This is a genomic window from Massilia sp. IC2-278 (assembly GCF_020708045.1).
Classification (GTDB): Bacteria; Pseudomonadota; Gammaproteobacteria; order Burkholderiales; family Burkholderiaceae_D; genus Telluria.
Genome location: NZ_JAJFES010000038.1, coordinates 1 through 10,787, shown reverse-complemented (window position 1 = coordinate 10,787; position 10,787 = coordinate 1). Strand labels below are relative to the sequence as shown.

The window sequence follows — 10,787 nt, the reverse complement described above, 5'->3', positions numbered from 1 at the left end:
CATGCCTGATGACCATAGCAAGTCGGTCCCACCCCTTCCCATCCCGAACAGGACCGTGAAACGACTTTGCGCCGATGATAGTGCTGCAACCAGTGTGAAAGTAGGTTATCGTCAGGCTAGTTAATAAATAGTAAGCAAAGAAGCCCCGCCCAGGAAACTGGCCGGGGCTTTTTGCTTTTCCTGGACTCTTGCTATAGCCCTTTCCACATAATCGAAAAGAAACACCGTCCTCGAAAGATCTCTTTTCAGATAAGGTTCGCCGCGCACGCAACTTCGTATCTATAATGCAATTTTTATAGCCGACGTTGATTCCATGATTCCGCTCTCCCGCGCTTTCTTCGTTTCCCTGTTACGGTACAGTGCCTGCGCGAGTATTGCGCTGGTCAATCCGGCAATCGCGCAAACGCTGCCTTCCGGCTGCGATATGGGCGAGCTGGCTACCTTGCCCCTCAAATGGACCGACGACATGCGTCCGATCAGCGAGGCGGTTATCAACGGCAGGCCGGTTCCCGTGATGGTCAGTACCGCCGAGGCGGAAGCGGTCGTCCTCAACAAGAAGACCTTGGACAAGCTCGGTATTGCGGTACGCAGTTCGACGAGCACCATGGCTCCCGAAGACGCCCGCAACCCGACCGGCAACTACCTGGTGCGCGAGGTGTCGTATGCCATGCTCGACGATTTTTCTTTCGGCACTGCCAAGAAAAAGGATGTCACCTACAGGGTGCAGGATTTCATGGACGATACCTTCGGGGTGAGGATCGGCGCCGGCACGCTCCTGCAGACCGATATCGAGATCGCCCTGGATGCCGGCTATATCAAGTTCTTCAAGCCGAAAGGCTGTTTCCGCGATCACCTCGCTTACTGGGATCCGCAAGCGATCAGCGTCCTCAGCACATGGGACGTGCTGAAACGCGATCCGCGCATCCTGTTCAACGTGCAGGTCGGCGGCAAGACCGTGTCGGCCCTGCTGTCGACCGCCACCCCGCATTCCTATATGCCGCAGGCTGCAGCGGAAAGGCTGGGCTTGTCGGCCAGCTCGCCCGGCGCGACACGCGAAGATCCTTTGCCCGGCCATGGGCCCGAGCAGCCGGTATGGAAAGTCCCGGTATCGGGCATCTCGATCGGGGCCCTCGACGTCAAGGACTTCGACCTGCGGCTGATGGACTTGCCGCATTCCGGCGAGATCATGGTATTGGGCGCCGATTTCCTGCACCGCTACCGCGTGTACGTCGCCATGAGCCAGAACCAGGTCTACCTGTCGCCCATCCGGACCCCACGCGCGGTGCGGCGCGGTTCGGTCGAGGTGATCGGAACGCCGACGCAGCGCAATGAACAATGATTTGACGAGGGTCGCATGAGAGTTCTCGCATCCATCCTAATACTCTGCATTTCGCTCCTGTCGACGGCGGCACGCGCCCAGCCGCTGACGCTGGAAGACATGACCGACGCCTCGGGCATGACCATGGCCAGCCTGTCGCCCGACGGACGCCACATCGCGGCCATCCTTTTCGGCGGCACGAATTACGTCCTGATCCTGATCGATACCGAAACGCTCGCCGTGAAGAAGCTTCGTGAGGGCGGCAGGTATTCGAAAGGCTACTGGGGCTACCTGAAGGCGCCCTACAACGTGACCTGGGCCGACAACGATGTGCTGGCCGTCGATTACGGCTACGATGCGGAGTCGATGGACCTGGAGGGCAAGAAGCTGCATACGCTGGGCGAGACGGTCATCGGCCGTTTCGGTGCCGGGGCCGCGGCCGGCGACGTGCTCGTCATGAAGGACGAGCGTAACCACCTGATGGCACGCTGCAAGGCGCGCACGGCGCAGTGCACGAAACTCTGGCATCCCGACGGCAAGCCGGTCCACCTCGCATTCGACAAGGAAGGCACGCTGCGCGCGGTCACCGTGATGAATTCCAGCCTGTTCAAGGAGGCCACGACGGTCGCCAACTGGTACAAGCCGGCGGACAAGAACACCTGGACCAAGCTGGCCGAATTCGGTGTCGACGACGATTACTGGGTGCCGGTCTACGTTCCCGACGAGCCGAATACGCTGGTAATCGGTTCGCGCGCCGGGCGCGACACCCGCGCGCTGTTCCACTACGATACCGTCGAACGGCGCCAGACCGAACTGCTGGCCGGCCATCCGACGCAGGACATCCTCTGGTTCAAGGGCATCGACAAGACAGCCTTCGATTCCGTCGTCACCGGCGGCATGATGCGCGAGCAGGTCTGGTTCGATCCGGCCTGGGCCGGCATGCAGAAGCAGATCGACGTCCTGCTGCCGAAGCGGGTCAATGTGATCTCGGGCGACCCGCGCCGCGCGGTGCTGGTCCATTCCTATGCCGACGTCGACCCGGGCACGTGGTACTACTTCGATATCGCCAAAAAATCGCTGGTCATGGTCGGCAAGGCCAGGGCCGCTGTCGACCGCGCACGGATGCGTCCGATGGAAATCATGTCGTACAAGGCTGCCGATGGCCTGACGATTCCCGCCTACCTGACGCGCCCAGCCGGCGCCGCGACGCCGGCACCCATGATCGTGCTGATCCATGGCGGGCCGATCGCACGCGACTACTGGGAATGGGACCGCGACGTCCAGTTGTTCGCCGACCGCGGCTACCTGGTCTTCCAGCCCCAGTTCAGGGGATCGAGCGGTTTTGGCCGCAAGTTCCAGGAAGCGGGATTCCGCGAGTGGGGCAAGTCCATGCAGGACGATATTACGGATGGCGTGCGTTACCTGGTCAGCCAGGGCATCGCCGATCCGCAGCGCATCTGCATCGTCGGCGCGAGCTACGGCGGCTACGCCGCCCTGTGGGGACTGGTGAAGACGCCGGACCTGTACCGCTGCGGGATCAGCTTCGCGGGCGTGACCGACATCGGCGACCTGTTCTCCGACTGGACCGATGTCACCTTCAACAAGGCAGTGCGCCAGATGCGCAAGCGCCAGATCGGCGACAGGGCGCTCGACGCCGAACGCTTCGATGCGGTCTCGCCGCTCAAGCACGCGGCCCGTATCCAGTCGCCGGTCCTGCTCATACACGGCAAGGACGACGAGCGGGTGCCGGTCGCCCACGGCAAGCGGATGCGCGACGCGCTCGAGGCCAATCACAAACAGGTCGCGTGGCTGGCCCTGGACGAAGAAGGACACAGCCTGTATCGCCAGGTCAGCCAGATCGCGTATTACGAAGCCATCTTCGGCTTCCTCGACAAGCACCTGCCGGTGTCGCAGGCGCCGCACGCTCACGGGCCGGCGCCCGGCGTTCCTCGCCCTGGCGAGACCTCAGCGGCCGCCGGCTTGCCTCGCGTAGAATAAGGACCATCGCATCGAACGGACCTGCTTTGCATTCTGCCCTCAAGCCCATCCTCCGGGCAGCGCTCTTCTACCTGCTGTCGGTCCTGGCCATCGCGGGCGTGCTCGTGGCCGGCGGCTACCTGGTCGATGCCGTCAAGGGCGCCGTTGGCGCACGCGAGCGGCTTGCGCTGCTGACGGGTGTCCAGGGGGAGCTCGCGCGCTACCGCCAGGACGGAGGCGCCGCCCTGCAGGCACGGCTGGCCACGGCGCGCGAACTGCCACTGGCCGCACTCGACGAACGCATACGCGGCGTGAGCGCCGAACTGGCTGCGCACACCGCACAGAGCGCCGACGAACGCGGCGAACTGGCGATCCTGCTGGACGCGGGGCCTGAGCGCTACGCCACGGGCCTGGCCGCGCGCTACCAGGCCAGGCTGGCGCAGGCGCTCCTGCAGCAGGAACTCGCTTACCTGCAAGGCTTGCGCGGCCAGCTCCTGGCCCTGCAAAGCCGCGCGGCCGCAGCCGGGGAACTGGCCCGGCTGCATGCGCAGCATCGCAGCGCCTACGACCGGGTGCTCCGCAAGCGGCAGGAGATCGCGCAGCTGGGCTGGATCGAGGCCAGGCGCATGGAACACCCCTGGGCGCGCAGCCCCAGGCTGGACAAGCTGGCCGCCGAACTGAAGCAGCTGACGGCCGAGAACAACCGCCTCGCCGCCGCCTGGCGCGCCCAGGCGCAGGCCCTGCAGCGCATGCGTTCCGTGTCGGCCCTGACTGCGTTCGCGCTCGACGAGCGCCAGCTGGACCGGGTCCTGGCGCCGCTGCAAGAGCAGGTCGCCACAGCCCGCGCCGCCGTTGCCGAGCACTGGCTGACGCGCATCGCCGAACCGTTCAAGCGGGTCTTGCCGCTGGCTTGCGCGATCCTGGCCATGGCGCTGCTCGGGCGCGCCGCCATCCGCGCCGCGTTCTACTTCGTGCTCGCGCCGCTGGTCACGCGCGGCCCACCCCTGCGGCTGGAGCGGCAGGGCGATTGCCCGGCGGACGGGGAAGGGGTCGAGGTCCTGGCGCCATCGGCCGTCTCGCAAACGCTGCGGCTCCGTCCGGACGAGGAATTGCTGGTGCTGCCGGCCTACCTGCAAAGCGCGCCGGTGGGCGCGGCGCGCAGTACGCGCTGGCTGGTCAAGGAGCGCCCGTGGGCCAGCCTGACCTCGGGCATGGCCTTGCTCACTTGCGTGCGCAGCTCTAGCCCGGAGGAGGCGGTCGTGCTGTCGGCAAGCGACGATGGCCTGAGCGAGATCGCGCTGCTGCGCGTGCCGCCGGGGCAGGCGCTGGTGATCCAGCCGCGCGCGCTGGTCGGCCTGGTGGCGCGGCAGGGGCATCCGCTCGACATCCGCTGGCGTTGGCGCCTGGCCTCGCTCCATGCCTGGCTGACCTTGCAGCTGCGTTTCTTCGTCATCCGCGGCCCCGTCACCCTGGCGGTGCAGGGCAAGCGCGGCGTGCGCGTGCAGCCGGCGCGGGGAACGCAGTCGATCCGGCAAACCGCGACCCTGGGATTTTCGACCAGCGTGGCGTATTCGACGGTGCGCAGCGAACCCTTCTTGCCTTACCTGCGCGGCCAGGCGCCCTTGCTGAACGACCGCTTCGGCGGCGCCGGCGTCTACCTCTACGACGAGACGCCGGGCGCCGGCAATCGGCAGGGACGCATCGGCCGCGGCCTGGAAGGCTTGAGCGATGCGCTGCTCAAGCTGTTCGGCTACTAGGGTGCTTAAGGGACGTACTTCCAGTTGCCCTTCTCGATACGCACCATCACCTGCGAGCGCTGGTCCAGGCCCTGGTGGTTGGTCGGGCTCATGTTGAAGATGCCGTGCGAGGCTGGCAAATTCTTGATGCCTTCCAGCGAATCGCGCAGCGCCGCGCGGAATTCCTTGGTGCCCGGCTTGGCCTTCGGCACGGCGGTCTTGGCCGCTTCCTGCAGCAGCATCGCCGCATCCCAGGCGTGGCCGCCGAACGTCGACAGGCTCTCCTTCTTGAACGCGCCGTTGTACTTGTTGACGTAGGTGAGCGCCGATTTTTTCACCGGGTTGGTGTCGGGCAGCTGGTTCACCACCAGCATCGGGCCGGCCGGCAGGAAGGTGCCTTCGCAGTCGGCCGCGCACACGCGCAGGAAGTCGCTGTTGGCCACGCCGTGGGTCTGGTAGATCTTGCCTTTGTAGCCGCGCTCGCGCAGCGCCTTTTGCGGCAGGGCGGCCGGGGTGCCGGAACCGGCGATCAGGATCGCATCAGGGTTGGCCGACACCATCTTCAGCACCTGGCCGGTCACCGATGTGTCGGTGCGCGCGAAGCGTTCGTTGGCCACGACCTTGATCTTGCGCGCCGGCGCCACCTTTTCGACCTCGCCCCACCAGCCTTCACCATAGGCGTCGCTGAAGCCGATGAAGCCCATGGTCTTCACGCCGTTGTTGCTCATGTGCTGGGTGATCGCGGCCGCCATCTGGCCGTCGTGCTGGGTGGTCTTGAAGACCCAGCGGCGCTTGGCGTCCATCGGCTCCACAATGCGGGCGGCGCCGGCGATGGTGATCATCGGTGTCTCGGTTTCGGCCGCCACTTCCAGCATTGCCAGCGAGGTTGGGGTGATCGAGGAGCCGATCAGCAGGTCGACCTTGTCTTCCGAAACCAGCTTGCGCGCATTCTTGACCGCCTGGGTGGCATCCGAGGCGTCGTCGAGCACGATGTACTGCACCTTCTGGCCGGCGATCTCGGCCGGGAATAGCGAGACCGTGTTCTTTTCCGGGATGCCGAGCGACGCGGCCGGGCCGGTGGTCGAGATCGATACGCCGACCTTGATCTGGGCGTGGGCGGTCGCGGCGGCGCCGAAGGCAGCCAGCGTGGCAACGGTGAGGGCGGTCTTGCGCAAGGAAATGAGGCGGTTCATGTAGTCTCCTTTGTTGTTGGATATGCGGCAGGAACAAACCACAGTATGGCCCAGGGAAAGCAAAAAATGTCGGTTTCTCAACAGTTTTCGCATATCATCTAAAACAAATCGGGCATCAGAAGGCCTGTGCATTCTCTTTTGTGCCGCCTGGCGAAACGCGGGCGTGCAGAGCGGCATGCAACGGGTCCGCCTTCGACAGACACTTTTGAGGAGAGGAGGGCCACGGGCGCAGGATGCTGCACGCCCGCAGGCAGCGGTATGGATTTATCGATCTTCGCCATCCTGACCCAGGATGGCATTGCCAGCGGGGCCGTGTACGTGCTGCTGGCCCTGGCGCTGGTGCTGGTGTTTTCGATCACGCGCGTGATCTTCATTCCGATCGGCGAGTTCGTCGCCTTCGGCGCCCTCACCATGGCGGCCCTGCAGGCCGGCACGCCGCCGCATAGCGCGCTCCTGCTGCTGGTGCTGGGCCTGGCCTGCTTCGTGCAGGAGCTGGCCGGCACGCTGCGCGGCGCCTCGGTCGGGCAAAACCGCGCACGCGTGCTCGGCCTTTCCTTCCTCAAGTTCGTGCTGCTGCCGGCCGCCCTCTACGCCGCCGCGCGCGCGGTCGACGGCACGGCCCTGCCGATGCTGGTGCAGGTGCTGTTCACCTTTGCCATCGTCGCGCCGATGGGGCCGATGATGTACCGCCTGGCCTTCCAGCCGCTGGCCGAAAGCCCGGTGCTGGTCCTGCTCATCGTATCGGTGGCCGTGCACCTGGTCCTGCTCGGCATCGGCCTGGTGATCTTCGGCGCCGAAGGCTCGCGCACCACGCCGTTTTCTTCCCACGTGTTCAACTTCGGCACGCTGAGCATTTCCGGCCAGAGCGTGGTCGTGATCGTCACGGCGGTCCTCCTGATCGGCGCCCTGTTCCTGTACTTCGACCGCACGCTGTCGGGCAAAGCCCTGCGCGCCACCGCCGTGAACCGGCGCGGTGCGCGCCTGGTCGGCATCGGCACCACGGCGGCGGGGCGCCTGGCTTTCCTGCTGGCGTCGAGCATCGGCACCCTGTGCGGCGTGCTGATCGCGCCGCTCACCACGGTCTACTACGACAGCGGCTTCCTGATGGGCCTGAAGGGCTTCGTCGGCGCCATCATCGGCGGCCTGGCGAGCTACCCGCTGGCGGCAGCCGGCGCCCTGATGGTCGGCCTGCTCGAAGCCTATTCCTCGTTCTACGCCAGCTCCTACAAGGAAGTCATCGTGTTCACCCTGATCATTCCGGTGCTGCTGTGGCGCTCGATCGTGCATCCGCAAGTCGAGGAGGGCGAAGCATGACGCGCCGCTCCCTGTTCATTTTTGCGATCGCCGCCTGCGTGTTCGGGCTGCTGCCGCTGCCGGCCTACTGGGTCACCCTCGGCAACTACATCGGCCTGTACGCCATCGTCGCGCTTGGCCTGGTGCTGCTTACCGGCGTCGGCGGACTGACTTCCTTCGGCCAGGCAGCCTTTGTGGGGCTGGGCGCCTACGCCACCGCGTATCTGTCCACGAGCGCGGGCCTGTCGCCCTGGCTCGGGCTGGTCGCGGGACTGGTCATCACCGCCATTTCCGCGCTGTTCATCGGCGCCATCATGCTGCGCCTGTCCGGCCACTACCTGCCGCTCGGGACCATCGCCTGGGGCCTGTCGCTGTACTACCTGTTCGGGAACATGGAGTCGCTCGGCAAGCATGACGGCATCGCCGGCATCCCACCACTCACCCTGTTCGGGCTCGACCTCGGTTCCGGCAAGAGCATGTACTTCCTGATCTGGCTGGTGCTGCTGGTGGCGGTGGTCCTGCTGCGTAACCTGCTCAACTCGCGCTCGGGCCGCGCCATCCGCGCGCTGAAGGGCGGCGGCGTGATGGCCGAAGCCATGGGCGTGAACACGGCGGCGATGAAGATCCGCATCTTCGTCATCGCCGCGCTGCTGGCCTGCGTGTCGGGCTGGCTGTATGCGCACCTGCAGCGCGCCGTGAATCCCTCGCCCTTCGGCCTGAACGCGGGCATCGAATACCTGTTCATGGCGGTGATCGGCGGCGCCGGCTACCTGTGGGGCGCGATCCTCGGCGCGGCCGTGCTCACCATCCTCAAGGACCAGCTGCAAAGCTACCTGCCGGCGCTGCTCGGCTCGAACGGCAACTTCGAGATCATCGTCTTCGGCGTGCTGATGGTGATCCTGCTGCAGCATGCCCGCAACGGCATCTGGCCTTTTATTGCGGCACGCCTGCCGCAGCATCGCGATGCGGTCGCGCCCGACACTGCGGCGCAGCTGGCCCAGCGCGCCAAGGCGGTCGCCGGCTACCCGCTGCTGGTGATCGACAAGGTGCGCAAGCAGTTCGGCGGCCTGGTGGCCGTGAACGACATGAGTTTCACGGTGCACGGCGGCGAGATCGTCGGCCTGATCGGACCGAACGGCGCGGGTAAATCGACGATGTTCAACCTGGTCACCGGCGTGCTGCCTGCCACGGGCGGCGAAGTGCGCCTGCGCCAGGGCGAGGAGCTGGTGCGCATCGATTCGCTGCCCTCGCGCCGCATCGTGCAACTGGGCGTCGGCCGCACCTTCCAGCACGTGCACCTGCTGCCCGAGATGACGGTGCTGGAAAACGTGGCCATCGGCGCCCACCTGCGCGCGCGCAAGGGCGTGCTGGCCAGCGCGGTCGGGCTTGACCGCGCCGAAGAGGAAGCGCTGCTGTTCGAGGCGCGCCGCCAGCTCGAACGCGTGGGCCTGGGCGAACTGCTGTACGAACAGGCCGGCAACCTGGCGCTGGGCCAGCAGCGTATTCTGGAAATCGCGCGCGCGCTGTGCGCCGACCCCACCTTGCTGCTGCTCGACGAACCGGCCGCCGGCCTGCGCTACAAGGAAAAGCAGGCGCTGGCCGACCTGCTGAACAAACTGAAGGGCGAAGGCATGAGCATCCTGCTGGTCGAGCACGACATGGACTTCGTGATGAACCTGACCGACCGCCTGATCGTGATGGAATTCGGTACCAAGATCGCGGAAGGGAACCCGGCCCAGGTGCAGCAGGACCCGGCCGTGCTGGAAGCCTATCTCGGAGGACTCGACTGATGACGACGCCTGTACTGGAAGTAAACGACCTGCACGTCGCCTATGGCAAGGTCGAGGCCCTGCATGGCGCCAGCATCCGCGTCGGCGCCGGCCAGATCGTGACCGTGATCGGCCCGAACGGCGCCGGCAAGTCGACCATGCTCAATGCGATTGCCGGCGCGCTCGGCGCCAACGCGTCGACGGCAGGCGCGGTGCTGCTGCGCGGCGCGGACGTAAAGGCCTGGCCGGTGGAAGAGCGCGTGGCCCAGGGCATGAGCCTGGTGCCCGAGAGCCGCGACTTGTTCACCACCATGAGCGTCGAAGACAACCTGCTGCTGGGCAGCTACACGCGCTACAAGCGCGGCGAGAAGGATTGGCGCGCGCAGCTGGACGTGGTGTACGAGCTGTTCCCGCGCCTGCGCGAGCGGCGCACGCAGGCGGCCGGCACCATGTCGGGCGGCGAGCGGCAGATGGTGGCGGTCGGCCGCGCGCTGATGGCCAGGCCGGCGCTGCTGATGCTCGACGAGCCGAGCCTGGGCCTGGCGCCGCTGATCGTGAAGGAAATCTTCCGCATCATCGTGCGCCTGAAGGAGACTGGCGTGGCGATCCTGCTGGTCGAGCAGAACGCGCGCGCCGCGCTGCAGGCGGCCGACTACGCCTACGTGCTGGAGACCGGCGACGTGGTGATGGAAGGGCCGGCCGCGCAACTGGCGAACGACCCGAAAGTCATCGAGACCTACCTGGGACTGAACAAGAAATCCGCGTGAGGTGAACATGGAAGCGAAGGGGACGATGGAAGCGGTCCGCTGTGTCGGCGTGATCGGGACGGGCGTCATCGGCGCCAGCTGGGCCGCCTGGTTCCTGGCGCGCGGCTTCGATGTGTCGGCCTTCGACCCGATGCCGGGCGCCGAACAGGCCTTGCGCGCGGCGGTCGCCCGGCACTGGCCGGTGCTGGCGGAGATGGGGCTGGCCGAAGGCGCGTCGCCCGACCGGCTGCGCTTCTCGGCCGACCTGGCCACGGCCCTGCGGGGCGTCGACTTCGTCCAGGAAAACGGACCGGAGCGCGAAGACCTGAAGGTGGCGCTGTTTCGCGACATGGATGCGCTGCTGGGGGCGGACGTCATCCTGGCATCGAGCTCCTCGGGCCTGCTGATGAGCCGGGTGCAGGGCGCCTGCCGCCATCCCGGGCGCGTGGTGCTCGGCCATCCCTTCAATCCGCCGCACATGATTCCGCTGGTGGAGGTGATCGGCGGGGCGCTGACCGCGAAGCAGACCATCGATCGCGCTATGGACTTCTACACCGCCATCGGCAAGCGCCCGATCCACGTGCGCAAGGAAGTGCCTGGCCACATCGCCAACCGCTTGCAGGCGGCGCTCTGGCGCGAAGCTTTCCACCTGGTGGAGCAGGGCGTGGCCAGCGTGGCCGACGTCGATACCGCCATCGCCTACGGTCCCGGCTTGCGCTGGGCGCTGATGGGGCCATTCCTGAACCTGCACCTGT

Annotated in this window: 8 protein-coding genes and 1 rRNA gene; 8 read left to right on the top strand and 1 reads right to left on the bottom strand. The window is 66.3% G+C overall.

Annotated features, from left to right (window positions below; genetic code table 11):
- Positions 1–4 precede the first annotated feature (4 nt).
- From rrf to LK540_RS25100, 4 genes are all read left to right on the top strand, one after another.
- Positions 5–117 (top strand): 5S ribosomal RNA (gene rrf / locus LK540_RS25115).
- 196 nt (positions 118–313) lie between these two features.
- Positions 314–1,339 (top strand): aspartyl protease family protein, encoded by a 1,026-nt coding sequence (locus tag LK540_RS25110; RefSeq protein ID WP_229440134.1) that lies wholly within the window; start codon positions 314–316, stop codon positions 1,337–1,339.
- 15 nt (positions 1,340–1,354) lie between these two features.
- Positions 1,355–3,316: a S9 family peptidase gene (locus LK540_RS25105; RefSeq protein ID WP_229440133.1), complete on the top strand. Its 1,962-nt coding sequence runs from the start codon at positions 1,355–1,357 to the stop codon at positions 3,314–3,316.
- Positions 3,317–3,342: 26 nt separating this feature from the next.
- Positions 3,343–5,052, top strand: coding sequence for a hypothetical protein (locus tag LK540_RS25100; RefSeq protein WP_229440132.1), 1,710 nt, complete (start codon positions 3,343–3,345; stop codon positions 5,050–5,052).
- A gap of 5 nt (positions 5,053–5,057) precedes the next feature.
- On the opposite strand, the gene LK540_RS25095 is transcribed toward LK540_RS25100, so the two are convergent.
- On the bottom strand, positions 5,058–6,224 hold the full coding sequence (locus tag LK540_RS25095) for an ABC transporter substrate-binding protein (protein ID WP_229440131.1): 1,167 nt from the start codon (positions 6,222–6,224) through the stop codon (positions 5,058–5,060).
- A gap of 258 nt (positions 6,225–6,482) precedes the next feature.
- Between LK540_RS25095 and LK540_RS25090 the strand changes: the two genes are divergently transcribed.
- The 4 genes from LK540_RS25090 to LK540_RS25075 all read left to right on the top strand — a co-directional run.
- Entirely contained in the window at positions 6,483–7,538 is a 1,056-nt protein-coding gene (locus tag LK540_RS25090) for a branched-chain amino acid ABC transporter permease (RefSeq protein ID WP_229440130.1), read from the top strand.
- A complete protein-coding gene (locus tag LK540_RS25085) occupies positions 7,535–9,307 on the top strand; it encodes an ATP-binding cassette domain-containing protein (RefSeq protein ID WP_229440129.1) in 1,773 nt (590 codons plus the stop codon). The genes LK540_RS25090 and LK540_RS25085 overlap by 4 nt, the downstream gene beginning before the upstream one ends.
- Positions 9,307–10,053, top strand: coding sequence for an ABC transporter ATP-binding protein (locus LK540_RS25080; protein WP_229440128.1), 747 nt, complete (start codon positions 9,307–9,309; stop codon positions 10,051–10,053). The genes LK540_RS25085 and LK540_RS25080 overlap by 1 nt, the downstream gene beginning before the upstream one ends.
- Before the next feature lie 7 nt (positions 10,054–10,060).
- Positions 10,061–10,787, top strand: a 727-nt coding sequence (locus LK540_RS25075) for a 3-hydroxyacyl-CoA dehydrogenase NAD-binding domain-containing protein (RefSeq protein WP_229440127.1), incomplete at its 3' end; no start/stop codon positions are given.